The organism is Streptococcus sp. HMSC063B03 (assembly GCF_001836965.1).
Lineage (GTDB): Bacteria > Bacillota > Bacilli > Lactobacillales > Streptococcaceae > Streptococcus > Streptococcus pneumoniae_F.
Window position 1 is genome coordinate 1 of the sequence record NZ_KV831024.1, and the last position, 231, is coordinate 231.

Consider the following 231-nt stretch of genomic DNA (forward strand, 5'->3'; position numbering starts at 1 on the left):
CTATATGAAGATGGTCGCAACTGCTCAGAGTCAGTTGGATACCGCTAAAAATGGGATGAATGCCATCATCACCAGTAATTCCATGCATGGAGAAGTTGGAAAAGCGATTACGAATGAAATCAATAATGTTCATAACCCCGTGATTGTTGGCTTAAAGAATAGCTTAGAATTTCTAGGTTCTGAGTTTTCCAAGACGATTACGGATTTTCAGAATCTTGTTGGCGAAACCTC

1 pseudogene is annotated in these 231 nt (G+C 39.8%); it reads left to right on the forward strand.

The features are described 5' to 3' along the window. A pseudogene (locus tag HMPREF2628_RS10890) lies at nucleotides 1–231 on the forward strand (hypothetical protein); the annotation flags it as partial.